General features: G+C 66.9%; 24 protein-coding genes. 3 read left to right on the top strand and 21 right to left on the bottom strand.

The annotated features are described in order from the left end of the window. The first annotated feature begins 22 nt into the window (after positions 1-22). On the top strand, positions 23-631 hold the full coding sequence (locus tag IBX22_RS19765) for a TetR/AcrR family transcriptional regulator (protein ID WP_194816999.1): 609 nt from the start codon (positions 23-25) through the stop codon (positions 629-631). Here the strand turns inward: IBX22_RS19765 and IBX22_RS19760 are convergent, their stop codons facing one another. Beyond that, positions 632-1,480 carry an ABC transporter permease subunit gene (locus tag IBX22_RS19760; RefSeq protein WP_194816998.1) on the bottom strand — a complete coding sequence of 283 codons (849 nt, stop codon included), beginning with the start codon at positions 1,478-1,480 and terminating at the stop codon, positions 632-634. It abuts the gene before it with no gap. After that, on the bottom strand, positions 1,477-2,376 hold the full coding sequence (locus IBX22_RS19755; protein WP_194816997.1) for an ABC transporter ATP-binding protein: 900 nt from the start codon (positions 2,374-2,376) through the stop codon (positions 1,477-1,479). Before IBX22_RS19755 ends, IBX22_RS19760 begins: the two co-directional genes overlap by 4 nt. A 108-nt stretch (positions 2,377-2,484) precedes the next feature. Between IBX22_RS19755 and IBX22_RS19750 the strand changes: the two genes are divergently transcribed. Then, positions 2,485-3,801, top strand: coding sequence for a histidine kinase (locus IBX22_RS19750; RefSeq protein WP_309234693.1), 1,317 nt, complete (start codon positions 2,485-2,487; stop codon positions 3,799-3,801). Positions 3,802-3,817: 16 nt separating this feature from the next. Further along, positions 3,818-4,480: a response regulator transcription factor gene (locus tag IBX22_RS19745; RefSeq protein ID WP_194816996.1), complete on the top strand. Its 663-nt coding sequence runs from the start codon at positions 3,818-3,820 to the stop codon at positions 4,478-4,480. A 76-nt stretch (positions 4,481-4,556) separates the two neighbouring features. Here IBX22_RS19745 and IBX22_RS19740 read toward each other — a convergent pair whose 3' ends face one another. From IBX22_RS19740 to ftsH, 19 genes are all read right to left on the bottom strand, one after another. Further along, on the bottom strand, positions 4,557-5,228 hold the full coding sequence (locus IBX22_RS19740; protein ID WP_194816995.1) for a hypothetical protein: 672 nt from the start codon (positions 5,226-5,228) through the stop codon (positions 4,557-4,559). Between the two features lie 204 nt (positions 5,229-5,432). Next, entirely contained in the window at positions 5,433-7,994 is a 2,562-nt protein-coding gene (locus IBX22_RS19735) for an ATP-dependent Clp protease ATP-binding subunit (RefSeq protein ID WP_194816994.1), read from the bottom strand. 347 nt (positions 7,995-8,341) lie between these two features. After that, entirely contained in the window at positions 8,342-8,998 is a 657-nt protein-coding gene (locus IBX22_RS19730) for a DUF1772 domain-containing protein (RefSeq protein ID WP_194816993.1), read from the bottom strand. A gap of 140 nt (positions 8,999-9,138) precedes the next feature. After that, positions 9,139-9,729: an FHA domain-containing protein gene (locus tag IBX22_RS19725; RefSeq protein ID WP_228538882.1), complete on the bottom strand. Its 591-nt coding sequence runs from the start codon at positions 9,727-9,729 to the stop codon at positions 9,139-9,141. Between the two features lie 222 nt (positions 9,730-9,951). After that, the gene (locus IBX22_RS19720; protein ID WP_194817813.1) at positions 9,952-10,311 is read right to left on the bottom strand and encodes an Lsr2 family protein; all 360 of its coding nucleotides are present in this window, start codon (positions 10,309-10,311) and stop codon (positions 9,952-9,954) included. A 151-nt stretch (positions 10,312-10,462) separates the two neighbouring features. Continuing rightward, the gene (lysS, locus tag IBX22_RS19715) at positions 10,463-11,929 is read right to left on the bottom strand and encodes a lysine--tRNA ligase (protein ID WP_194816992.1); all 1,467 of its coding nucleotides are present in this window, start codon (positions 11,927-11,929) and stop codon (positions 10,463-10,465) included. Between the two features lie 200 nt (positions 11,930-12,129). After that, positions 12,130-12,561 (bottom strand): rhodanese-like domain-containing protein, encoded by a 432-nt coding sequence (locus IBX22_RS19710; protein WP_194816991.1) that lies wholly within the window; start codon positions 12,559-12,561, stop codon positions 12,130-12,132. Continuing rightward, entirely contained in the window at positions 12,561-13,121 is a 561-nt protein-coding gene (locus IBX22_RS19705) for a cysteine dioxygenase family protein (RefSeq protein WP_194816990.1), read from the bottom strand. Before IBX22_RS19705 ends, IBX22_RS19710 begins: the two co-directional genes overlap by 1 nt. Before the next feature lie 170 nt (positions 13,122-13,291). After that, the gene (locus IBX22_RS19700) at positions 13,292-14,086 is read right to left on the bottom strand and encodes a type III pantothenate kinase (RefSeq protein WP_194816989.1); all 795 of its coding nucleotides are present in this window, start codon (positions 14,084-14,086) and stop codon (positions 13,292-13,294) included. A 27-nt stretch (positions 14,087-14,113) separates the two neighbouring features. Next, the gene (gene panD / locus IBX22_RS19695; protein WP_194816988.1) at positions 14,114-14,533 is read right to left on the bottom strand and encodes an aspartate 1-decarboxylase; all 420 of its coding nucleotides are present in this window, start codon (positions 14,531-14,533) and stop codon (positions 14,114-14,116) included. A 12-nt stretch (positions 14,534-14,545) separates the two neighbouring features. Further along, positions 14,546-15,451 (bottom strand): pantoate--beta-alanine ligase, encoded by a 906-nt coding sequence (gene panC / locus IBX22_RS19690; RefSeq protein WP_194816987.1) that lies wholly within the window; start codon positions 15,449-15,451, stop codon positions 14,546-14,548. Further along, a complete protein-coding gene (locus IBX22_RS19685; protein ID WP_194816986.1) occupies positions 15,451-16,386 on the bottom strand; it encodes a Rossmann-like and DUF2520 domain-containing protein in 936 nt (311 codons plus the stop codon). Before IBX22_RS19685 ends, panC begins: the two co-directional genes overlap by 1 nt. Before the next feature lie 139 nt (positions 16,387-16,525). Continuing rightward, a complete protein-coding gene (locus IBX22_RS19680; RefSeq protein ID WP_194816985.1) occupies positions 16,526-17,545 on the bottom strand; it encodes a DUF6779 domain-containing protein in 1,020 nt (339 codons plus the stop codon). A 70-nt stretch (positions 17,546-17,615) separates the two neighbouring features. Next, positions 17,616-18,086: a DUF3180 domain-containing protein gene (locus tag IBX22_RS19675; RefSeq protein WP_194817812.1), complete on the bottom strand. Its 471-nt coding sequence runs from the start codon at positions 18,084-18,086 to the stop codon at positions 17,616-17,618. Continuing rightward, positions 18,083-18,625 carry a 2-amino-4-hydroxy-6-hydroxymethyldihydropteridine diphosphokinase gene (gene folK / locus IBX22_RS19670; RefSeq protein ID WP_194816984.1) on the bottom strand — a complete coding sequence of 181 codons (543 nt, stop codon included), beginning with the start codon at positions 18,623-18,625 and terminating at the stop codon, positions 18,083-18,085. Before folK ends, IBX22_RS19675 begins: the two co-directional genes overlap by 4 nt. Beyond that, positions 18,622-18,987, bottom strand: coding sequence for a dihydroneopterin aldolase (folB, locus tag IBX22_RS19665; RefSeq protein ID WP_194816983.1), 366 nt, complete (start codon positions 18,985-18,987; stop codon positions 18,622-18,624). Before folB ends, folK begins: the two co-directional genes overlap by 4 nt. 38 nt (positions 18,988-19,025) lie before the next feature. Next, on the bottom strand, positions 19,026-19,901 hold the full coding sequence (gene folP / locus IBX22_RS19660) for a dihydropteroate synthase (RefSeq protein WP_255526441.1): 876 nt from the start codon (positions 19,899-19,901) through the stop codon (positions 19,026-19,028). 44 nt (positions 19,902-19,945) lie between these two features. Next, entirely contained in the window at positions 19,946-20,554 is a 609-nt protein-coding gene (gene folE / locus IBX22_RS19655) for a GTP cyclohydrolase I FolE (RefSeq protein ID WP_194817810.1), read from the bottom strand. 200 nt (positions 20,555-20,754) lie between these two features. Continuing rightward, positions 20,755-23,118 (bottom strand): ATP-dependent zinc metalloprotease FtsH, encoded by a 2,364-nt coding sequence (ftsH, locus tag IBX22_RS19650; RefSeq protein WP_194816982.1) that lies wholly within the window; start codon positions 23,116-23,118, stop codon positions 20,755-20,757. Positions 23,119-23,425: the final 307 nt, after the last annotated feature.

Raw genomic sequence — 23,425 nt, 5'->3', positions numbered from 1 at the left:
TCCGGAGGTTACGGTGATCGCTATGAACCCAGCCGATCGCGACCTGCTCGCCGCGCCCGGCGACTCCGCGCCACCCGAGCGCGCCGACGCGGCTCGGAATCGGGGAAAGATCCTCGCTGCCGCCGCGGAGCTGTTCGCCGGCCGCGATCCGCGCACGGTGACGATGGACGACATCGCCAAGGCGGCCGGAGTCGGACGGGGGACGCTGTACCGGCGGTTTCCGAGCGTCGGGGCGATCGCGGTGGCGCTGCTGGACGAGCACGAGCGCGTCATCCAGGAACAGTTGCTGCGCGGGGATCCGCCGCTCGGCCCGGGCGCACCGCCCGCCGAACGGCTCGCGGCCTTCTACGCTGCCATGGTCGAATTGCTCGACGGCCATGCGCATCTCGTGCTCGGCGCGGAAAGCGGCAGTGCACGCTTCGCCACCGGCGCCTACCAGTTCTGGCGTGTGCACATTCATTCCCTGCTACGCGAAGCCGCTGTCCCGGAAGCGGATTCACTGATCGAACCGTTGCTCGCACCGTTGACCGCCGAGGTCTACCTGAACCAGCGCGAGCGCGGGCTCGGCAATGAGCAGATCACCGCCGGGCTGCACAGACTTGCCCACGCGATCCTGGATCCACCCCCGTGATCAGACGAGGTCCCGCCTGTGGACCAGCCACATCGTGCCCACCGTGAACACCAACAGGTAGATCCCCAGCACGATCAGCGATTCGCTTCGAGACAGGATGTCCAGCACCCCGGGCGTCGCGGGCCCGTCCACCGTGCGCATCGCCCCGGCCAGCGAGCCGGCCGCCGTACCGGGCAGCCGATCGGTCACCGCCTCCAGCGGGCCGAAGATGCCCGAGACGCCACGCAGCAGGTTCTCCACCACCAGCACCCAGACCAGACCCAGTCCGACGGCCAGCGCGGGCCCGCGGGCAATGGTGCCGATCAACGCCCCCGCCAGCGTCCACATGCCGAGAATCATCGCGCCGGTGAGAATGCCGTGCAACGACTGGGACAGCGCCGGCAGCGCGAGCGATTGCGACTGCGACACCGCGATGAGTGAAGCCACCGCCACGTCGGCCAGGAAGGCCACGACGACCAGCGACCCGACCACCACGGCCAGGCTCACCAGCACGCCGCCGACCGCGGTGATCCGCGACGGCCCCTGGGTCAGCACCGTTTTCCAGGTGCCCCAGCCGTAGCCGCTACCCATGACCAGCGCACCGAGAATAAGCATCAGCGCGCCGCCGAACATCGCCATGCCCTGGGTGAACACCTCCGGCACCGCCGCGGGCAGCATCTGTTGCAGCAGTACATCTTTCGGGAGATTGTCCGACATCGAATTCTGTTCGCCGCCGGTGTAATCCAGATAATTGAACAGGTAGCTGAAGGTCAGATTCAGCAGCACCCAGGTGCCGAGAATGATCCAGAACGCGGGCCACTTCCGCAGCCGCAGCATTTCCGCCATTGCACTCGCCAGCAGGTCTCTCATAGCACCGTCTCCATTTCCGTCAATTCGAAAAAGACTTCTTCCAGGGATTTCTCGTCGACCCGCAGTTCCAGCAGGTCCGCGCCCGCCTCGACGACCGCGCGCGCCACCTTGGGCGCCGCGTCCGGTCCCGCCTCGATGCGAATTCCGCTGGAAGTCAGCAGCGCGTTGCCGCCCACGGCGTTGCGCACCGCCGGTAATGCCAGTTCGATCGGCTCGGCACGCAGCAGAAGTGAAGCCGCGCCGCGCAATTCGGCCACCGTGGACTCGGTGCGCAACTTGCCGCCGGAGATCACGCCGACTCGGTCGCAGATCTCCTGCACCTCGCTGAGCATGTGACTGGAGAGCAGCACGGTGTGGCCGTCGCCGGCGAGAGCGGTGATGAGTTCCCGCATTTCGGCCATGCCCGCCGGGTCCAGACCATTGGTCGGTTCGTCCAGGATCAGCAGGTCGGGGCGGCCGAGCAGGGCCGCACCGACACCGAGCCGCTGTTTCATGCCGAGGGAGTAGGTGCGGAATTTGTCCTCGGCGCGGTTGGCCAGGCCGACCCGGACCAGGGCCTCGGCGACATCGTCACGTCCGAGGCCGCGGTATTTCGCCAGCACACGCAGGTTGTCGCGGCCGGAGAGGTACGGGTAGAAGCCGGGACCCTCGATGAGTACGCCGATGCGGCGCACCGCGTCCGGATCACCCGGGGCGTGCCCGAGTACCGTCGCCGAGCCCGCGCTCGGACGGATCAAGCCGACCAGCATGCGCAGCGTGGTCGTCTTCCCGGCCCCGTTCGGACCCAGAAAGCCGTAGATCTCGCCGGCTTCGACGCGCATGGCGACGCCGTCGACGGCAGTGTGGGCGCCGTAGCGTTTGGTCAGCCCCGCGGTGACCACGATGGAATCTGTCATGCACCGAGAATCCCGCGCAGGGCGCTCTGCCACATCCGTCGCGCGGCGACGTTCGACATACGTACTGCGGCGCACGCTGAACGGGCCAGATCCGCATAGGCTGAGGGCGTGAAGGCGCCGGACATTACGAAACGTGGCTGGGTCGGTTGGGATTTGGTTCTCGCCCTGGGCTTGGCGGTCGTGCAGGTCTTGGGTGGTCGCGGCGCCAATCTCGGGCAAGCCGGGGCCCAGTCGCTGGACTGGCTCGGCTACCTCCTGCTGCTCGTCGGGCCGGTCGCGCTGCTGTTCCGCCGACGTTTCCCGATGGCGGTGCTGCCGGTCGCGTTCGCCGCGTGCGTGCTCTACCTGGCGCTCGGCTACGGCTACGGGCCGATCTTCTTCTCCCTGATCGTCGCGTTCCTGACCGCCGCGGTGGTCGGATCCCGCTGGTGGACTTATCCCCTGGTACCGCTGGGCTATCTGCTGCTGGTCTGGCCGGTGCCCGGCTGGTTCGGGCACGAGACCAACGGGTGGCAGGTATTCGGCCTGATGGCCTGGCTGACGGTGCTGGTCGGCATCGCCGAGGGCATCCGGCAGCGGCGGGCCGTACTGGACGCGCGCAGACAGCGGGCCGAGGCCGCCCGCAGAGACGAGGAAGCGCAGCGCGAACGCCGGGCCGGGGAAGAGCGGCTCGCCATCGCCCGCGAACTGCATGACGTTCTGGCACACAGCCTTTCACTGATCAACGTGCAGTCCTCGGTGGCGCTGGAGCTGTTCGACCGCAGACCCGAGCAGGCCGCCTCCGCGCTGGCGGCGATCAAGACCGCGAGCAAGGACGCGCTCGCCGAAGTCCACACACTGCTGCAGACCATCCGCACCGGCACCGTCGCTGATCCTGTTGTAGAAGAACAGGATTCGAAGGTCGACGAGTTCAGCCAGCGCCGCATGGCTCGGGAGGCCGCGCAGGAGCGCCCCGTCGAACCCCGCCCGGCGCCGAGAGCACCCGCCCCCAGCATCGAAGACATGGACGCGCTCCTGCAGCGCACCCGCACCGCGGGCTTGGCGGTCAGCACTCGAATCATCGGCGACCCGCAGAAACTGCCGAGCGTCATCGACGTCGCCGCCGCCCGCATCATCCAAGAATCCCTGACCAACGTCGCCCGGCACGCACCCGGCGCCGACGCCACCGTCACCGTCCGCTACGCGGCGGAATCGGTCGACATCACCATCGACAACACCCGACCCTTCGGCAACCAGCCGCGCGCCGGGACCTCCGGCGGCAACGGCATCGTCGGCATGCGGGAACGCGCCCACGCCCTCGGCGGCGCCCTGACCGCCGGCCCGCGCCCCAGCGGCGGATTCCGGGTCGCGGCCCGCCTGCCCATCCGCGCTCTGGACCGCGCCGAATCCGCGACGTCCAGCGGCTCGTCAGCGCAGGATCGGTGAGCTCGGGAGGGCATTTGTGAACGTACGAGTATTGGTCGCCGACGATCAGGCGCTGGTCCGCGGCGGTTTCGTCGCGCTGCTGAACGCGCAGGACGGCATCGAGGTGATCGGCGAAGCCGACAACGGTGAACAAGCGGTCCGCATGACCCGCACCCTCGCCCCCGATGTGGTCCTGATGGATATCCGCATGCCCATCCTCGACGGCCTCGCCGCCACCAGGATGATCGCCGAGGACCCGAAGCTCGCCGAGGTGAAGGTCGTCGTCCTGACCACATTCGAACTCGACGAATACGTGTTCGAGGCAATGCGTTCCGGCGCAACGGGTTTCCTCGTCAAACACACCGAACCCGCCGACCTGGTCCGCGCCGTTCGGGTGGTGGCCGCCGGCGACGCACTCCTCTCCCCCGGCGTCACCCGCCGCCTCATCGCCGAATTCTCCGCCCACGCCAAACAGCCCCCACCCGCCGAATTTGCCGAGCTGACCGACCGCGAACGCGAAGTGATGACCCTGGTAGCTGAGGGCCTCACCAATGCCGAAATCGGCGAGCGTCTGTTCATGAGCCCCGCCACCGCCCGCACGCACGTCAGCCGCATTCTGATGAAACTCGGCGCCCGCGACCGCACCCAGCTCGTCGTCATGGCCTACGAGTCGGGGATGGTCCGGCCCGGCTGGCAATAGCAAAAAGGGCCCGCCCCACTGGATCTCCAGTGGGGCGGGCCTTTTCGACTGGCCTTATCGGCCGGTCAGCTGATCATCAGGGCAGGATCTGCGGGATCACGTGGGGGGCAACCGCGCCCACGATCGCGCCGATCACGGCGGCCCACAGCACGTTGCCGAGCAGGCTGACCGCGCAAACCGGAATGGCGACGATGGACAGGACCATCGGCACACAGAAGATCCCGCCGATGACGAGACCGACCACCGCGCCGGCGGCGGCGCCGTTCGCGATCGGATCCGAATTGCCCGCCCCCGGGTTGGTCGCGATGTTCTTCAGGTCGGCGGCGTTCAGCTCAGCCGCCAATTCCGGGGACACCTTCGGGGTGACCACCAGTGTCTTGCCGTCCGCCGAAATCTGCGGGGCCAGCGGAATGGTGTTGCCGGCGACCGTCTTCAGCGACAGCGGGAACTCGGTGACCTTGGCGCCCGAGGTGGATTCGACGTTCACGGCCGAGGAGTCCGCGGTCAGCTTGAACGTGCCGTTGTGCACCGCGGTGGAGATGGTGCTCAGATCCGGAGCCACCGTGGTCTTGAAGTCGATGCCGGCGGCGGTGGCCGACACCGCCAGGTTTTCCGCCCACCGCGCCTGCTGCGCGGCGTAGTCGGTCGCGGACGCGGTGCCCGCACCGGCGAAAGTGGCCACCACGGCAAATGGCAGCACGCCGGTGAGGACCTTACGGCCTGCGCGCATGACTGTTTCACGGAACATGATGAATTTCCCTCCCGACCCCGATCCCCCTGGATTGCTTTGTGCCCCAGTCGAATCGAAGTATTAAAACTAGATCGACAGGAATATTCATAGCCGAGAACGCTCTTGAAACGACGACATTGTGATGCGCGACACAGTGCAGTCCGACAAAAAAGAGCCCGCCCCCACTGGAATCCCAGTGGGGGCGGGCTCTTTCGGCTGTTCCTACTCGCCCGAAGCGGCGGCAGCTTCACCTTCGCCGGCACCGGCGACCACGACCATCTCGGCCGCCTTGTCGTCGATGGTGGTCTTGGTCAGCTTCGCCTTCGGGGTGAAGGTGAACTTGGCCTTGTCGCCGGAGCCTTCGCCGTCCCAGCCTTCGACGTCGACGAAGACGGTCTGGCCGGGGCCGATCTCGCCGAAGAGGATCTTCTCCGACAGCTGATCCTCGATCTCGCGCTGGATGGTGCGGCGCAGCGGCCGGGCACCCAGGACGGGGTCGAAGCCACGCTTGGCCAGCAGCGCCTTGCCCTGCTCGGACAGCTCCATCGACATGTCCTTGTTCTTCAACTGGACGCCGACGCGGCCGATCATCAGGTCCACCATCTGCACGATCTGATCGGTCGTGAGCTGGTGGAAGACGATGACGTCGTCGATGCGGTTGAGGAACTCGGGCCGGAAGTGCTTCTTCAGCTCGTCGTTGACCTTGAGCTTCATCCGCTCGTAGTTCGAGCCCTCGGCGTTGGACTGAGCGAAGCCCAGGCCGACCGCCTTCGAGATATCCGAGGTACCCAGGTTCGAGGTGAAGATCAGCACGGTGTTCTTGAAGTCGACCGTGCGGCCCTGGCCGTCGGTGAGACGACCGTCCTCGAGGACCTGCAACAGGGTGTTGTAGATCTCCTGGTGGGCCTTTTCGATCTCGTCGAACAGCACCACGGAGAACGGCTTGCGGCGCACCTTCTCGGTGAGCTGGCCGCCCTCTTCGTAGCCCACGTAGCCCGGAGGGGCACCGAAGAGCCGCGAAGCGGTGAAGCGGTCGTGGAACTCGCCCATGTCGATCTGGATGAGCGCGTCGTCGTCGCCGAACAGGAAGTTCGCCAGCGCCTTGGACAGCTCGGTCTTACCGACACCGGACGGACCGGCGAAGATGAACGAGCCCGAGGGGCGCTTGGGGTCCTTCAGGCCGGCGCGAGTGCGGCGGATCGCCTTGGACACGGCCTTGACCGCGTCTTCCTGGCCGATGATCCGCTTGTGCAGCTCGTCCTCCATGCGGAGCAGACGGGTGGTCTCCTCCTCGGTGAGCTTGAAGACGGGGATACCGGTCCAGTTGGCCAGCACCTCCGCGATCTGCTCGTCGTCGACCTCGGCCACGACATCCAGATCGCCCGAGCGCCACTGCTTTTCGCGCTCGGCCCGCTTGGCGACGAGCTGCTTCTCCTTGTCGCGCAGCCGCGCGGCCTTCTCGAAGTCCTGCGCGTCGATGGCGCTTTCCTTCTCCCGGCGCGCATCGGCGATCTTGTCGTCGAATTCGCGCAGGTCCGGCGGAGCGGTCATGCGACGGATGCGCATGCGCGCACCGGCCTCGTCGATCAGGTCGATCGCCTTGTCCGGGAGGAACCGGTCGTTGATGTAGCGGTCGGCCAAGGTCGCCGCGGCCACCAGCGCGCCATCGGTGATGGAAACCCGGTGGTGCGCCTCGTAGCGGTCACGAAGGCCCTTGAGGATGTTGATGGTGTGCTCGACCGTGGGCTCGCCCACCTGCACCGGCTGGAAGCGGCGTTCCAGGGCGGCGTCCTTCTCGATGTACTTGCGGTACTCGTCGAGGGTGGTGGCGCCGATGGTCTGCAGTTCACCGCGGGCCAGCTTGGGCTTGAGGATCGAGGCCGCGTCGATAGCGCCCTCGGCCGCGCCCGCACCCACCAGGGTGTGCAGCTCGTCGATGAACAGGATGATGTCGCCGCGGGTGTTGATCTCCTTGAGCACCTTCTTCAGGCGCTCTTCGAAATCACCGCGGTAACGGCTGCCCGCGACCAGGGAGCCCAGGTCGAGGGTGTAGAGCTGCTTGTCCTTCAAGGTCTCCGGGACCTCGCCGTTGACGATGGCCTGCGCCAGGCCCTCGACGACCGCGGTCTTACCGACACCGGGCTCACCGATCAGGACGGGGTTGTTCTTGGTGCGGCGGCTCAGCACCTGCATGACGCGCTCGATTTCCTTCGAGCGGCCGATGACCGGGTCGAGCTTGCCTTCCAGCGCCGCCTGCGTCAGGTTGCGGCCGAACTGATCGAGCACCAGCGAGGTGGACGGCGTACCGGCCTCACCGCGCGGACCGGACTCGACCGGCTCCTTGCCCTGGTAACCGGACAGCAGCTGAATAACCTGCTGGCGCACGCGATTCAGATCGGCGCCCAGCTTCACCAGCACCTGCGCCGCGACACCCTCACCCTCACGGATGAGGCCGAGCAGGATGTGCTCGGTGCCGATGTAGTTGTGACCGAGTTGCAACGCTTCACGCAGCGACAGCTCGAGCACCTTCTTGGCGCGCGGGGTAAACGGAATGTGCCCGGACGGGGCCTGCTGGCCCTGGCCGATGATCTCTTCCACCTGGCTACGCACACCTTCGAGCGAAATGCCGAGCGATTCCAGCGACTTCGCCGCGACGCCCTCGCCCTCGTGAATCAACCCAAGCAGGATGTGCTCGGTGCCGATGTAGTTGTGGTTGAGCATCCGGGCCTCTTCTTGGGCCAGGACAACGACACGCCTCGCGCGGTCGGTGAACCTCTCGAACATCGCTCCCTCACTCTCCTGCTCAAGCCTTCACTGGCGTCCGACGCTTCAGTGCATTCAACCTGTGGTCGTCAGCCTGCCATGAAGCCCGGGGGTTGCGGCCCCTGCCTCCCACTCTAGTTGGCAGGGGTACAGGCCGCCTCCAGTCCACCCTATTGGTGACCAGCGACAGCACGGTCATTCACTCATAACGTGAGCGTTGCGAGTTTCGTTTCCGACCAGGTTTTGCCTACAGCGAACATCGACCTGGGATCTCGCGTGCGCGGAGCCGACCGGACACCTACCTGCATACACCGAGCTCCCCGCGCCGTCCACAGCGCGGGGAGCAATCGGCAGGGATAGTTTTCCGGCTAGATCCGGCCATAGCCCGACCGTGGCGGCTGCGACTGCCCGCCGCCGTGCTGCCCGATGTTCTGCTGAGCGCTGAACGGCAGGGTCGGCGGATTCGACGGCGCCGAGAACTGGCCGGGCACCGCACCCGGGGCCGGGGCTGCCGCGGTGGCGCCCTTGCCGTGCTGGATACCGGCCACGAACAGCGCACCGCACAGCACCAGGAACGCCAGCGTGTGCAGCACCGCGCGGACGATATTCCAACGCACCCAAGTGGATTCGAAATCGGCGCGGACCTGCGCCAGATTCTGGATCTGGCCCACGTCGCCGGCGGCGGCCAGCTGGTCGTTCAAGGGCACGTTCAAGCCCGCGGTGACCGCGAACGCGATCACGTTGAGCACCAACGCGATTGCGATCCAGACCAGCGTGGCCCGGTGATCCTTACCGAGGTGCAGCGCCGCCGCGAGAATGCTGAAGCCGACGGTGCCCATGAAGCCGAGCATGAACCACGGGTTGATGATCACCACGTTGATCTTCTGCATGACTCCGACGATGGTGCGGTCGTCGCTCTGGTTGAGCGCGGGCATCACCGAGATCGCGTAGGCGTAGAAGACACCACCGATCAAGCCCGAAGCCAGCGCGGCCGCAACGAGCGCGGCGATACGAAGCGCGTTCATAGAAAATCTCCTGCCTGAGAAGCCCGGACCTGGCCGTTTCGTTCGGTCCGGCGATGAGATAAGTCAACCGTTTTCCGGCGGGAGCAACCATGGTTCAGGCGCTCGGCTACTTACGTCATCGTCCACGCGGGTGGCGTGGCTCAGAGATCTCTATCAGAGATGAGGCCACTCTGCATGGCCAACGCCGCCAGGCGAACTCGCTTCTGGTTCTGCGGCAGGCTCTCCACCCCGAACTTGGCGAACAGCACCCGCAGGTGGGTCTTGATCGCGTCGACGCTGAGGAACAATTCCTCGGCGATCTGCTGATTGGAGGCGGGCGTGGCGAAACCGGCGCCGTTCTTGTACGGACGGCACAGCGCGACCAGCACCGAACGCTGGGTATCGGTAAGCGAGCGCAGGGTCGGCATGGTCCCGGTGGTGGTGCGGGTGGGGTCGTCGGCGACGGCGCCGTAGTGGCGGAATTCCACCATGGAGCTGCCGACGCGGATCTTGTCCCCGGCCATCAGGCGGCGCCGGCCCGCCAGGCGGTCCCCGTTGACGAAGGTGCCGTTGCGGGAGAGCCCGTCGTCGACGATGGTCCAGTGCGCGCCCAGGTATTCGACGGCGGCGTGCAATCGGGACACCTCGGCGTCCCAGGGCATGGACAGATCGGCGTGGATGGAGCGGCCGATGGTGATGCGCTGCTGCTCGGGCGCGAGCATGAACTCCTGCCACGTGCCCGTCTCATCCATGAACCGGAGCAATGAACCGACGAAAGAACCTGTCACTGCGCAGGTACCTCAACTCTCCATACGATCAGTGACCACGACACAGTACCCATGGTGCCGCCTGGAGGTACCCACTAGCAAGATCGCAGCGAACCGGATCTGGGCGGCCATGCCGACCGCCTATGGATACAACACTGCCGCCCCGGCGTCGCACGATTTGCCCGGGCGGCAGTTGAAGAAAAAATTTCAGCCCTTCGATGCCTTGTTGTAAGCATCGGTGATGTCGGCCGAGATGCGGCCGCGTGCGGACACCTTGTGTCCATTCCGGCGCGCCCACTCGCGAATTGCCGCGCTTTGTTCACGATCGATGGAAACCCGGCTCTTCGGGGCAGCGGTAGCACCCGCGGCAGCCTTCACCCGGCGACGTCCGCTCACCCGGCGAGCACTGGAAACCCACTGATCCAGTCCATCGCGCAGCTTCGCCGCATTTGCTGTCGACAGATCGATCTCGTACGACACACCGTCGATCGAGAACTCGATGGTCTCGTCCGCGATGGACTCACCGTCGACATCGTCGATCAGGCTAACGGTGACCTTCTTTGCCATGAGATGAACGTCCTCTCGAAATCGTGCGACCCGCATACTAGGCCGATTACCCGAGGCAAGAATACCTCGAATTCGGAAATTTCCAAGACGGGATCCAAACTTTTGAATCCGACCTTTTCGAGCGACCTGACAAGCAGTCGCTACGGTGTGCTCAGCGCGTGACCGGACGCACAATTGGGAACAGTATCGTTTCGCGGATTCCCAATCCCGTCAGTGCCATCAACAAGCGATCGATTCCCATACCGGTTCCCGTCGTCGGTGGCATACCGTACTCCATCGCGGCAAGGAAGTCTTCGTCGAGGACCATAGCTTCGTCGTCACCCTGCGCGGCGAGCCTCGCTTGGTCGACGAACCGCTCGCGCTGGATGACCGGATCGACCAACTCCGAATAGCCGGTTGCCAACTCGAAGCCGCGCACATAGAGGTCCCATTTTTCGGTAACTCCAGGTTTGCTGCGATGCTGGCGAGTGAGCGGCGAGGTCTCCACCGGGAAGTCGCGCACAAAAGTCGGTGCATACAGTTTGTCGCCGTAGACATGTTCCCACAGTTCCTCGACAAGTTTGCCGTGACCGTAGCCTTTGCCCTCCGGAATTTCCAAACCCACCCGATCGGCGAGCGTCAGCAATTCCTGCACAGTTGTTTCCGGGGTAACCGAAACGCCGATCGAATCGGACAGCGAGGGGTACATCTCGACGGTTGCCCACTCGCCGCTGAGATCGTATTCGGTGCCGTCGGCGAGCGTCAGCACCTGGGTGCCGAACGCCTCCTGCGCGACTTCCTGAACCAATTCCCGGGTCATCACCGCGGAGGTGTCGTAGGTGCCGTACGCCTCGTAGGTTTCCAGCATGGCGAACTCCGGCGAATGCGTGGAGTCGGCGCCCTCGTTCCGGAAGTTCCGGTTGATCTCGAAGACCTTCTCCAGGCCGCCGACGACGCAGCGCTTGAGGAACAGCTCCGGGGCGATACGCAGGAACAGATCCATATCCAGCGCATTGGAATGGGTGACGAACGGGCGCGCCGCGGCGCCGCCGTGCAGCGTCTGCAACATGGGGGTCTCGACCTCGAGGAAACCGCGCCGCTCCAGCGCGGTACGCAGCGCCCGCACCACCGCGACCCTGGTCCGGGCCATTTCCCGGGCCTCGGGACGCACGATCAGGTCGACATAGCGCTGCCGGACCCGCGATTCCTCGTTCATCTCCTTGTGCGCGACCGGCAGCGGGCGCAACGACTTGGCGGACATGGACCAGGAATCGGCCATGACGCTCAATTCACCGGTGCGCGAGGAGATGACCTCACCGTGCACGAACACGAAGTCACCGAGATCGACATCGGACTTCCACGCCGCGAGCGCTTCCGCGCCGACACCGTTCAGGCTGATCATCGCCTGCAGCTTGGTGCCGTCACCTTCCTGCAGCGTCGCGAAACACAGCTTTCCGGTATTGCGCACGAAAATGACGCGGCCGACGACACCGACCTGCTCGCCGGTCTCGGCGCCCGGCTCCAGTTCCGGATGGGCGGCGCGGATTTCGGCGAGGGTGTGCGTGCGCGCGACCACCACCGGATAAGCCTCGGTACCCGCGGCGAGGAGCCGCGCGCGCTTGTCCTGGCGAATCCGCATCTGCTCCGGAACATCTACTTCCGGAGCGGGTCGACTGGATTGCCCCGCAGGATCCTTACCTGCGGAGCGACCGGACGAAGGCGGGTTTTCGGTGCTCACGTCCGCTAACACTAGCGGGCACCGGAAATCGTTTTAAAGGTGCCCGGGCAGTTTGCGGGAATTAGCGATCCCTTAACGAAAACCCTTGTCCCGCCAGCGGATTACAACGAGGCCAGCGCCTGCACCTCACGAGCGAAGTGCGGGGCGGTGACGGCGATGCTGAGCAGCCCGGCCGCTTTGAGCGCCTGATAGCCGCCGATCAGATCGGTCGCGCGGTGCAGACCGAGTTCTTGCAGCGAGGCCGCGGCAAGGCTGGAGGTATAGCCCTCGGAGCAGACGATGATCCATTCCACGTCATGGTCGGCGGCCAGCGCCAGCCGCGCGGAACTGGTGGGATCGAGGCGCCATTCCAGAACATTCCGTTCGATCACCAAGGCGCCGGGCAGGGTGCCCTCGCGGTCGCGCTGCGCCTGCGGCCGGATGTCGACCAGAATCGCGCCGCGGCCCAGGGCCTCGGGCAATTCGAAAACGTAGCGCCGGCGCAGCCGGGTGCGGGCCTTGTCGAGCATCTGATCAATGGTCAAATGCGTCATCAGATATCACCTTCGGGCTGGTCGGTGAGGACGGTGTGGGTGCGCCGCAAGGTGCCGTGCTCGGTCACCTGGTAATACGACATGGCGGTCAGCGGCGGGGAATAGGCGTGCACGCTGAGCGTGGGATCGCCCAGCCCCGCGGGCTCGGGGGCGTGCTCGACGTCGTGCACCCAGCCGATCGGGAAAGCGGCCTGATCACCGGCGGACAAGGTGCGCTGCCGCAATTGCGCGCCATCCCAGCGGAATTCCGCGAGCGCGCCGCTCAATACGGTGAGTGCGCCGAGCGAGCCGGCATGGTCGTGCAATTCGGTGGACTTACCGGGGGTCCAGCTGATCAGCCAGACATCGACCTCGTCGTCGGTGACCAGGCGGGTGGCCCAGCGGTTGTCGACGGGCCAGACACCATCGGCGGGTAGTAGATGGTCGAATTTGCCCGCGAGGACGTCGTTGGCGCCTTCATCGGTGAGCCGCAGCAGGTCGGCCGGGCGCAGCCGGGTGGGCAGCGCGGGCGCCGGAGAGGTTCTACCCGAGACAGGGAGGGAAAGAACAGAAGAACGCATGAGCGAATCTCCAGGAGTTTGATCGGTCGAGGGACTTGAAGTCAGCCTCGAACGGTCGAGGCTTGATCAGCCTCGACAACACTCCTGGGTGCGCACGCGGAACGACATGCCAGCGACTATAACAACAGCCCGCCGGTCGGCGCCAGCCTCGGTTCCAGTGATGCGCGCCATCACGGTTTGCGGCGCTGCTGGTTGCGCTCGTAGACCAGGCGCAAGCCGGTAGAGGTCAGGTGCGGCTCGTGGTGCTCGATGGTCTCCGATTCCGGGACGATGAGCGGCGCGCTGATGCCGGTCGCGACGATCGCGACGTCGTCACCGGAGAAGGCGTCGAACTCGTCGCGGATCCGGTCGATCAGCCCGTCCACCAGGCCGGCGAATCCGTAGATCGCGCCCGACTGGATGGCCTCGACGGTGTTCTTGCCGACCACCGAACGCGGGCGGGCCAGCTCCACCCGGCGTAGCGCGGCCCGCTCGATCAGCGCCTCGCTGGAGATCTCCACGCCCGGCGCGATCACCCCGCCCAGGAATTCGCCCTTCGCCGAAACCAGGTCCACGGTGGTCGCGGTACCGAAATCGACGACAATCGCCGCTGCGCTGAATTGATGATGCGCCGCAAGGGTATTCACGATGCGGTCGGCGCCGATTTCTTTCGGATTGTCGACCAGCAGCGGAATTCCGGTCCGCACACCGGGTTCCACGACGATGTTGGGCACATGGTGCCAATACCGCTCCAGCATGAGCCGGATCTCGCGCAATACCGGCGGCACCGTGGACAGCGCGGCGACGCCCGTCACCTGGTCCACCTGATCGCCGACCAGGCCGCGCACCTGCATGGCGAATTCGTCGGCGGTCAGCAATGGGTTGGTATGTAACCGCCAGTGCCGCACCAGCTTCGCGTGATTACCGGAGCCCGAGAACAGTCCCAATTCGACGTGGGTGTTCCGGACGTCGATGGTCAGCAGCATTGCTCACCCGATCCCGAGGTTTGGTCGTCAGTTGAAGGTCAGCGCGCGTGGGGAAATGAGATCCGAGCCCGCCGGGGCGTGCGCCGGATCCGAACCCAGCTCGACCTGGCGGTTGCGGTCGTCGACGAAGACCACCTTCGGGTCGTACTCGCGGACTTCCTGCTCGTTCATCTGGGCGTAGGCGATCAGGATGACCAGGTCGCCCGGGTGCACGAGATGCGCCGCGGCGCCGTTGATTCCGATGACGCCGGAACCGCGCTCACCGGCGATCACGTAGGTCTCGAGGCGGGCGCCGTTGGTGATGTCGACGATCGCGACCTGCTCGCCCTCGAGCAGATCGGCGGCGTCGAGCAGATCCTGATCGACGGTCACCGAACCGACGTAGTGCAGGTCGGCGTGGGTGACGGTGGCCCGGTGGATCTTGGACTTCATCATGGTGCGCAGCATGGGAGTGGCCTTTCAGGAAACAGCGGCTTCGACAGCGGCGCTGGTCGGAGTAAGCACGAGGGGGACGTTGTCGATCAGGCGGGTATTGCCGACCTTGGCCGCGACCAGCAGGCGGGCGTTGCCGGTGACAGGGGCGGGGCCGAGGGTCGTGGACCGCAGTTCCAGGTAGTCGACCTCGACGCCGGGAGCGGCGTCGAGCACCTGCCGGGCCGCCGACAGCACCCCGTCCGCACCGAGCCCGCCGGCCAGCTTGCCCGCGAGCAGCGCCGCCGACAACGCCAGCGCCGATTCCCGTTGCGCCGCATCGAGAAAACGGTTGCGCGAGGACATCGCCAGCCCGTCGGCCTCGCGCACGGTCGGCACCGGCACGATCGTGGCGTCGAAGTTCAGATCCCGGACCAGCTGCCGGATCAGGGTGAGCTGCTGGTAGTCCTTCTCGCCGAAGAACGCCTCGGTCGGGCGGACGATCTGCAGCAGCTTCGCGACCACGGTCAGCATGCCCGCGAAATGCGTGGGGCGGCTCGCGCCCTCCAGCTCGGCGCCGACGGGGCCGGGCTGCACGGTGGTGCGAGGGCCGTCGGGGTACATGTCCAGGGCGCTCGGAGCGAACACCACATCGACGCCCTCGCCGCGCAGCAGCTCCACGTCGGCTTCCAGGGTGCGCGGGTATTTGTCGAGGTCCTCGCCGGCGCCGAATTGCAGCGGGTTGACGAAGACCGACACGATGACGATGCGGTTGCGCCGCTTGGCCTCGCGCACGATGGCGAGGTGGCCCTCGTGCAGTGCCCCCATGGTGGGGACGAAGCCGACGGTGCGGCCGACCGTGCGCATCGCCTTGCTGATCGCCGACACCACCGCGGGATCGTGGTGCACGGTCAGCTCGCCGGGACGGTACGCCTCGCGCAATTTCGGATCCATCAGGGGCGTCCTTCCAGCAATTCGATCAGGGCGGGATTGGTCTGCGCCCGTTCGGCCGTGCGCAGCGACATGGCGCGGTAGCCCGCAGCCAGCCGAGGGTCCATGGCTTGCAGCGCGTGCAGGTGCGCGGCGACTGCCTCGGCGTCACCGCGTGCCACCGGCCCGGTCAAGGCGGCCTGGCCACGGCGCAGCGCGTTGTCCAGCGCGGCCGAGGCGAGCGGGGCGAGCAGGCGTTCGGCCAGCCCGTTCGGCTGCTCGTCGACGATTTGCTGACCGAGCAGGCCGGGACCGGCCAGGGCCTGCCGCAGCGCCGCCACCGCGTCCACGATCACGGTGACCAGGTGATTGCTGCCGTGCGCCAGCGCGGCGTGGTACAGCGTGCGATTCTCCTCGGCGACCCGGACCGGTTCGCCGCCCATCTCGATCACCAGCGACTGGGCGATGGCGTAGCCGATGTCGTCGGCGGCGGTGATGCCGAAGCAGGCGTTGCCCAGCCGGGCGACGTCCTCGTCGTGACCGGTGAAGGTCATGGCGGGATGAATGGCCAGCGGCAGCACGCCGTTCGCGGTGAGCGGGGCGAGCACGCCGACGCCGTTGGCGCCGGAGGTGTGCGCGACGATCGTGCCCGGGCGGACCACACCGGCGGCGGCCATGCCGCGCACCAGGCCGGCCAGCTCGGCGTCCGGGACAGCCAGCAGCAGTAGTTCGCTGCGCGCGGCCACGTCCTCCACCGGGAGGATTTCGGAATCGGGCAGGCGGGTACGCGCCCGGTGCACGGAGGCGTCGGAAATGGCGGAGACGCCGAACACCACGTGCCCGGCGCGTTCCAAGGCGACACCGAGGGCCGAACCGACGCGTCCCGCCGAGACGATTCCCACCGTCAGGCGTGCGGGCGCGGGGTCGAAGTCCTCGGCTCCACCACCGTCAGAAGTCATGCTTCTAGAGGTCAACGTTGTCCTCTCGAGATGTCGTTCCAGTCCCGGCAAGCGGGTACCAGACGTTACGTGTAGAGGATATCGGCCCGGGGTTCGCCGACGCCACGGCGGGCGGGCGTGATCTGCGGCACCAGCCGGGTCAGGCTCGGCCGTTCTCCTCGGATTGGAGGTTGGCCATGATCTCGGCGACCGAGAGCTTGCGCGCACCGGTGCCCGACTCGGCTTCGGCGTCGACGCGGCGGCGCCGGCGTGATGTCGGGGTGCCGACATGCGGGCTGGGGGCGGCCGTGGTGGTGGGTCGCGGGCGCGGGGCGGCCGGCGGGCGCGGCTCGGCCGGTTGATCCGGCGGCGGCAGGCGCAGCGGGGCCGGCTTGGGCTCGGCGGCCTTGGCGGGCTTGGCTTCGGTGAAGGCGCCGGCCCACGTCGACCCGGACCGGTCCGGGTCGGGGTAGCGGCGCTCGTCGGTGATCTCGGCGTCTTCGATGTTGTCGTATTCGCGTGGGACGGCCTGGGTTTCGGCGGTCACCGGCTCGTCGAACGGGCTCGCGAACTGCGGGGCCTCCGGATGATCCGGCGAGAAAACGGGGGTCACACTGCTGCGCATTTGCTCACCGATGGTGCCCGGTAGGCCCATCACCCAGGGGTCGGCATTCGCGGAGCTATTGTTCGCCGGATTCGTCGAACCGCCCGGCAATTCCTGGATTCTGGTGGCGTCGGCACGCAGTGCGGGCCGCTCCACGGGTAGCTCGCCGTCGAAGAGCCGCTGCAGACTGTGCCGCAGCACACTGAGCTCGGCTCTGAGGGCGGCCATTTCGGCGGCGTCGGCACCGACCTCCTGGCGCACCCGCGCCTCGAGGCCGAGCTCGTATTCGCGGCGCGCGGTGACCTCGCGCTCCAGCTGCAACTCGTAGACCTTCTGCAGGTCGCGTGCCTTGGCCTTATCGATCGTGGCTTCCTTGCGGTACCGGGTCGCGGCTAATGCGCCGATCACGGCAGCCCAGAGCGCCGCGACCAAGCCGATCCTGACAAATTGCAAGCTGTTGCTGAAGACCAGGAAAACGCTGGCAACCAGACCGAGCAGAATCAGCGAACCGATGAACAATTTTCCCGCTTGGTCCCGTCGCGACCGGGAAGTGCTGGTACGGGAGGGTGAAACCATGCCCGCCAGGGTAGCTCGGATGACGCGACAGGCACAGGGACTATCGGAATTATTCCGACCGCCCTGCTTGCTAGGTAGTTGCGGCGTCGTCGGAAGGGTCGTCGGGGGCCCTGCAGCAATACTCGAGCCACAACGCCGCCGCCGCCAGCGCCAGGCCCGCGAGCAAACCGACGATGGCGCCGGGCGAATCCGCGGCGGCCACGCGCAAGGTCCCGCGCTGCGGGAGGACCCAGCACAGGAAACCGAGCCAGACACCCGCGGCGATCGAACCGACATGCACCGACGCCTTGGCCAATGCCACAGCACGGGCTGCCGTGATCGGATGCAGCCGATTCCGGCCGTCCCCGATCTCGTCGTTGTTGACCTTGGCCCGGATCATGAACGCCAGCACCGCCTCGAGCACCGCCACCGGAAACAGCGAGGCCCCGGCGAAAATCGAGATCGACGGGAAATTGCCGTACGCCACGCGGGTGGCGGCCCAGGCGACGACCGCCGCGATCAGCAGATTCGCGACGAGATCCAGGATCCGGGTCGGCTTCAGTTGCACGGCTCGCCCTTGCTGGTCGTGATGGCCAGGATGTGCTCGGTCCGGCGGACGCCGTCGCGCTCGGCCGGGTCCAGTCGCCGCAGCAGCTCACGCACCGGGTGCGCTTCGCCGTCGACTTCGAGTTCGGCGGCCGGGTCCACGTCCAGCCACGGCACCAGCACGAACGCGCGGTTGTGCGCCTGCGGATGCGGGAGCGTCAGTTCGGGGGCGGCGCTGCGCAGGGGCTTTTCGCCCGCGGCGCACCAGACCACGTCGACATCGAGGGTTCGCGCGCCCCAGCGCACCTCGCGCACCCGATCGGCGGCCTGCTCCAGCCGTTGACCGGCGCGCAGCCAGTCCATGCAGCCGAACGCCGGGTCGTCCACCAGCACAATGGCATTGAGGTAGTCGTCCTGTTCGACACCGCCCCACGGTGGGGTCGAGTACACCGGGGACACCGCGCGCACCCGCTCCCCCAGTCCGTCCACGACGCTGCGGAGATGCGCGAGCCGGTCCCCGAGATTCGAGCCGATCGACAACACCGCGCGCGTCACTCGCGAGCCCTCTTGGTCACGACGCGGACGTCGGCGAAGGTGTGCGGGATCGGCGCGGAGGGCTTGTGCAGCACCACCTCACAGGCCTGCACCCGCGGATCGGTCATCACCTCGTCGGCGAGTTCGGCGGCCACCGTCTCGATCAGGTTGCGCGGCGTGCCCTGCACGATCCGCACCGCCAGCTCGGCCAGTTCGCCGTAGTGCACGGTGTCGGCGATGTCGTCGGACTTCGCGGCGGCCGCGAAGTCGGTCCACAGCGTGAGATCGACGATGAACTCCTGGCCGTCCCGGCGCTCGAAATCGAAAACTCCGTGATGGGCGAAGACGCGCAGGCCGCGCAGCTCGATGCGGTCTGCGCTCACCCGCCCCGCCTCCTCCGTCGGCTTCCATCCCCCAGTGCTCAATGCCGTACTTCCCTCCGGGACCACAGCCCGTTTTCGGGGCGCCGATGCTTTTCCCGCACCCGGGCGGCGGCCCGAGTACAGGCGTCGGTGACCGCGATGGCGTCCAGCGAAGCACGCACGTCGTGCACACGTACACCCCATGCACCGTGTTCGGCGGCCAGCGCGGAAATGGTGGCGGTCGCGATCTCCCGGCCGTCCGGCGGGCGCGGCCCGTCGGCGTCGGCCAGCAACGAACCGAGGAAGCGTTTCCGCGAAGCCCCGATCAGGATCGGCAAACCCATGTCGGTCAGCTCGGACCCGGCCGCCAACGCGCCCAGCAACTCCCAGTTGTGGTCTGCGTTCTTGGCGAAACCGATGCCCGGATCCAGGATCAGCTTGTCGTAGTCGACACCGCCGGCCACGGCCATTTCGACCTGCTGCCGCAACTCCCGCGCCACCTCGGCGACCACGTCGTCATAGTGCTCGGCGGGACCGGTGTGCTGGTAGTTCGCATCAGCGCGCCAATGCATCAGAACCCATGGAACCTTGGCCGCCGCAACGACTTTCACCATGCCGACGTCGGCGCGCCCACCGGAGACGTCGTTCACCATGGACACACCCGCGGCGATGGCGGCCTCGGCCACGCTCGCCCGCATGGTGTCCACGCTGGTCGGCACGCCCGCCGCCGCGAGACCGCGGATCACCGGAACCACCCGGGCCGCCTCGGTTTCCGGATCAATCCGAGCCGCGCCCGGCCGAGTGGATTCACCCCCGACGTCGACAATGTCGGCACCCAGCTCGTGCAGCGAGATCCCGTGTGCCACAGCCACATCAGGATCCAGATAGCGGCCACCGTCGGAAAACGAATCGCTGGTGACGTTCACAACGCCCATCACCACACACGACCGCCCCCCACGCGGAGCCACCATCGACGACTTCACTTCCGGAGGATGAGGTCCAGCGCCTCGGCACGCGAGGCGGCGTTGGACTGCAGCATGCCGCGCACCGCCGACGTCGTGGTGCTCGCGCCGGGCTTGCGGATGCCGCGCATGGCCATGCACAGGTGCTCGGCCTCCACCACCACGATGGCGCCGCGCGGATCCAGCTTGCGCATGATGGCATCGGCGATCTGACTGGTCAGCCGCTCCTGCACCTGCGGGCGCTTGGAGTACAGGTCGACCAGCCGGGCCAGCTTGGACAGACCCGTCACCCGGCCGTGCGTGCCGGGGATATAGCCGACGTGCGCGACACCGTGGAACGACACCAGGTGGTGTTCGCAGGTCGAATACATCGGGATATCGCGGACCAGCACCAATTCCTGATGACCTTCGTCGAAGGTGGTGTTGAGCACCGCGTCCGGCTCCTGGTAGAGCCCGGCGAACATTTCGCGGTAGGCGCGCGCGACGCGGGACGGGGTGTCGATCAGACCGGGACGGTCCGGGTTCTCCCCCACCGCGAGCAGCAATTCGCGGATCGCGGCTTCGGCGCGCGGCTGATCGAAGGTGCGCCCGGTTTCGAGTGCGACCAGGTCTTTCACCGGTGCCACGCCGTTGGCTCCGTTGACGGGCGTCTGATCGACAGCACCGTTCGCGACGCCGAGCGAGTGGCTGTCACTGTGCTGGTTGGCCGACAATCGAGACACCTCCAAATCCCGGGACGCCGGCAATCTCTCGGCACCCACCGTACGAGCGTAAATGGCGCCCGATCCCGTTGATCACAACGGGTCCGGGCCGCGCATTAATCCGCTCAGTGCCGGCTGTTCGGGCCATCCCAATCGCGGTTCTCGCCCTCACCGGAGGACGGCTCGTCGTAACCGCCGCGGTCGTAGCCCCGATCCGGCTGCTGACCCTGCGGTTGCTGACCCTGCTGCGGCTGGCCCGGCTGCGGGTTACGCCACTGCTGATAGGGCTGACCGGGCTGCTGCTGCTGCGGCTCCTCGCGCGGCGGCCAGCCCGGCGCGGACCAACCGGCGGGAGCGCCGTAATCCGGACGCGAACCCTGGGTGCCGCCCGCGGGACGCGGGAAACCCTGGGTCGGCTGCGGACGGTAACCGGGATCGGCCGCGGGCGGGTACTTGTACTGCGGCTGACCCGTGTACCCCTCCGGCGGATAGCCGTTGGCCGGTGCGGGCTCACGCTGCGCCGCCGCCGGGGCGGGCAGCGACTCGGCGGGCGGCCACGGCTCGCCACGTTCCTGGGCCAGCTCGCGCGGCGTCTTCACCGGCGGCTTGTCCGAGGGCATGCGATCACCGAAATCGTTGAAAGCGGTGATACGCGGGCGCTTTTCGACCGCGGCGAGCAGTTCCTCGAGCTCGCGGCGGTGCAGCGTTTCCTTCTCCAGCAGCGCGGTGGCCAGCACGTCCAGCACATCGCGGTACTCGTTCAGGATGGCCCACGCCTCGGTGTGCGCGGCCTCGATGAGGTTGCGCACCTCCTCGTCGATGGCGCCGGCGACCTCGTGCGAGTAATCCGAATGCTGACCCATCGACCGGCCGAGGAACGGATCCCCGCCCTCCTGGCCGTAGCGCACCGCACCCAGGCGGGCGCTCATGCCGTACTCGGTGACCATCGCGCGGGCGATCTTGGTGGCCTGGTCGATATCGGAGGACGCACCGGTGGTCGGCTCGTGGAACACCAGTTCCTCGGCCGCGCGACCACCCATGGCCATGACCAGGCGGGCGATCATCTCCGAGCGGGTCATCAGGCCCTTGTCGTCCTCGGGGACCGTCATGGCATGGCCGCCGGTGCGGCCGCGCGCCAGGATGGTGACCTTGTAGACGGGCTCGATATCGGGCATCGCCCAGGCCGCCAGGGTGTGGCCACCCTCGTGGTAGGCGGTGATCTTCTTCTCGTGCTCGCTGATGATGCGGCTCTTGCGGCGCGGGCCGCCGATCACGCGGTCCACCGATTCCTCGAGGTTGGCGCCGGTGATGACCGAGCCGTTCTCGCGGGCGGTGAGCAGCGCGGCCTCGTTGATGACGTTGGCCAGATCGGCGCCGGACATGCCGACGGTGCGCTTGGCCAAGCCCTCGAGGTCGGCGTCGGGCGAGATCGGCTTGCCCGAGGAGTGCACCCGCAGGATGGCGCGACGGCCGGCCAGGTCCGGGTTGCTGACCGGGATCTGGCGGTCGAAGCGGCCCGGGCGCAGCAGCGCCGGATCCAGGATGTCGGGGCGGTTGGTCGCCGCGATCAGGATGACGCCGGTGCGGTCACCGAAGCCGTCCATCTCGACGAGCAACTGGTTCAGCGTCTGCTCGCGTTCGTCGTGACCGCCGCCGAGGCCGGCGCCGCGCTGGCGGCCGACCGCGTCGATCTCGTCGACGAAGATGATGCAGGGGCTGTTCTGCTTGGCCTGATCGAACAGGTCACGCACGCGGGAGGCGCCGACACCGACGAACATCTCGACGAAGTCGGAACCGGAGATGGTGAAGAACGGGACACCGGCTTCACCGGCGACGGCGCGCGCCAGCAGCGTCTTACCGGTACCGGGGGGACCGTAGAGCAGCACGCCCTTCGGGATCTTCGCGCCCAGGGCCTGGTAGCGGACCGGGTTCTGCAGGAAGTCCTTGATTTCGTAGAGCTCTTCGACGGCCTCGTCGGCGCCGGCCACATCCGCGAACGTGGTCTTGGGCATGTCCTTGGACAGCTGCTTGGCCTTGGATTTACCGAAGCCCATCATGCCGCCGCGGCCGCCGCCCTGCATGCGTCCCATCACGAAGACGAACAGGCCCAGCAGGATGATCATCGGCAGCACGAACAACAGGATCTGGGTCAGCCAGCCTTCGGTCTTGACCACCGTGTTGTACTGCGTACCGGTCGACTTCACCGCGTCGAAGATCTGGTTGGAAGTACCGCTCGGATACTTCGCGAGGATCTTGTTCGAGCCTTTGGTGGCGTCGTTGCCGTTGTTCAGTTCGATCCGGAGCTGTTGCTCGCGGTCATCGATCTGCACGTTCTTGACGTTGGCCTTGTCGTTCAGCTGCTGCAGGGCCACGGAGGTGTCGACGTTCTTCCACCCGCGCGTGTCGTTGCCGAAATAGCTGAACGCATAGACCACGAGCAAGATGCCCGCGATTATGGCCAGGGTGCGAAACACTGTCTTGCGGTTCATAGAGCGTCGGCCGGTCGGCCAGTCCTTTCCGTGGTCTCCGGCCCCGCTCGGACGGGGTTCGGATGCGGACATGCCACGTTACCGCGTACGGTTCTACTCGATACATCGCGCAGCTCGGCACTTGGTGCAGTTCGAGGGTTAAACGGCCGGAGGACCTCGTCGGTTCCCGATCTCACCGGTCCGGGTTAACTCAAGTGCTCACAATCATGGCATGTTCGGCCTATCGTGGGCGACGACACATCAAGAGCACGACATGAGAGGTCCGGCCCGGAGAAGGCGTAGGTGTAACCGTGGAGGGCCCCGATCA

Origin of the sequence: Nocardia sp. XZ_19_385 (assembly GCF_015355755.1) — a bacterium.
In the GTDB taxonomy this organism is placed as follows: domain Bacteria; phylum Actinomycetota; class Actinomycetes; order Mycobacteriales; family Mycobacteriaceae; genus Nocardia.
The sequence above is the reverse complement of the archived record's forward strand: the minus strand, read 5'-3'. Positions and strand labels throughout refer to the sequence as shown.

Bases quoted from the DNA above. Each gene is read 5' to 3' on its own strand.
- IBX22_RS19730 (WP_194816993.1), bottom strand. From the start codon at position 8,998: ATGAACGCGCTTCGTATCGCCGCGCTCGTTGCGGCCGCGCTGGCTTCG.
- IBX22_RS19710 (WP_194816991.1), bottom strand. From the start codon at position 12,561: ATGACGCATTTGACCATTGATCAGATGCTCGACAAGGCCCGCACCCGG.
- folP (WP_255526441.1), bottom strand. From the start codon at position 19,901: ATGGGCGTTGTGAACGTCACCAGCGATTCGTTTTCCGACGGTGGCCGC.
- IBX22_RS19680 (WP_194816985.1), bottom strand. From the start codon at position 17,545: ATGGTTTCACCCTCCCGTACCAGCACTTCCCGGTCGCGACGGGACCAA.
- lysS (WP_194816992.1), bottom strand. From the start codon at position 11,929: ATGCGGATTCGCCAGGACAAGCGCGCGCGGCTCCTCGCCGCGGGTACC.
- IBX22_RS19760 (WP_194816998.1), bottom strand. From the start codon at position 1,480: ATGAGAGACCTGCTGGCGAGTGCAATGGCGGAAATGCTGCGGCTGCGG.
- IBX22_RS19735 (WP_194816994.1), bottom strand. From the start codon at position 7,994: ATGTTCGAGAGGTTCACCGACCGCGCGAGGCGTGTCGTTGTCCTGGCC.
- IBX22_RS19725 (WP_228538882.1), bottom strand. From the start codon at position 9,729: ATGGATGAGACGGGCACGTGGCAGGAGTTCATGCTCGCGCCCGAGCAG.
- panD (WP_194816988.1), bottom strand. From the start codon at position 14,533: ATGCTGCGCACCATGATGAAGTCCAAGATCCACCGGGCCACCGTCACC.
- IBX22_RS19740 (WP_194816995.1), bottom strand. From the start codon at position 5,228: ATGTTCCGTGAAACAGTCATGCGCGCAGGCCGTAAGGTCCTCACCGGC.
- ftsH (WP_194816982.1), bottom strand. From the start codon at position 23,118: ATGAACCGCAAGACAGTGTTTCGCACCCTGGCCATAATCGCGGGCATC.
- IBX22_RS19685 (WP_194816986.1), bottom strand. From the start codon at position 16,386: ATGACTTCTGACGGTGGTGGAGCCGAGGACTTCGACCCCGCGCCCGCA.
- IBX22_RS19720 (WP_194817813.1), bottom strand. From the start codon at position 10,311: ATGGCAAAGAAGGTCACCGTTAGCCTGATCGACGATGTCGACGGTGAG.
- IBX22_RS19700 (WP_194816989.1), bottom strand. From the start codon at position 14,086: ATGCTGCTGACCATCGACGTCCGGAACACCCACGTCGAATTGGGACTG.
- panC (WP_194816987.1), bottom strand. From the start codon at position 15,451: ATGGATCCGAAATTGCGCGAGGCGTACCGTCCCGGCGAGCTGACCGTG.
- IBX22_RS19765 (WP_194816999.1), top strand. From the start codon at position 23: ATGAACCCAGCCGATCGCGACCTGCTCGCCGCGCCCGGCGACTCCGCG.
- IBX22_RS19755 (WP_194816997.1), bottom strand. From the start codon at position 2,376: ATGACAGATTCCATCGTGGTCACCGCGGGGCTGACCAAACGCTACGGC.
- IBX22_RS19705 (WP_194816990.1), bottom strand. From the start codon at position 13,121: ATGCGTTCTTCTGTTCTTTCCCTCCCTGTCTCGGGTAGAACCTCTCCG.